Here is a 423-nt window from a genome sequence, read left to right as displayed (position 1 = left end):
GCAAATCTGTCCACGGTGCGGTGTCATCCGCAGCCACATGCTCCGCACGCGGCACAAACAATGGCGTTGTCGTGACTGCGGCCATGATTTCTCCCTGAAATCTGGCAGCGTATTCGACGGCACGAAGCTGCCGTTTTGGGTCATCATCAAAGGCCTCTACTTATTCGTCACCAATGCCAAGGGGCGCTCGGCCATTGAGATGAGCCACAAGCTGAACATCAGCTACCGTGCGGCCTACTTGCTGCTGCACAAAATTCGCTGGGCATTCTGGGCGACGCCACCGGCTAAACCGATGACAGGCGAATTCGATATCGACGTCGTCTGGGTGCTGAAGGGGCTGCGCAAGCCGAACGACCGCACACCCGAGGCCAAGGCTGCGCGACAGACTAAGCGTCGAGAGCGAATGGTTCAGCGGCTGCTGGC

General features: G+C 58.9%; 1 protein-coding gene. It reads left to right on the top strand.

All coding sequences use genetic code 11. From position 1 onward, the window contains the following. Nucleotides 1–37: 37 nt before the first annotated feature. On the top strand, nucleotides 38–423 hold a 386-nt coding region (locus RVY79_RS17555), incomplete at its 3' end, for a transposase (RefSeq protein ID WP_411161741.1).

It is taken from the genome of Chromohalobacter sp. HP20-39, from assembly GCF_033052815.1.
GTDB lineage: Bacteria > Pseudomonadota > Gammaproteobacteria > Pseudomonadales > Halomonadaceae > Chromohalobacter.
Note: the sequence above shows the minus strand (reverse complement) of the source record. Positions and strands in the feature narration are given on the sequence as shown.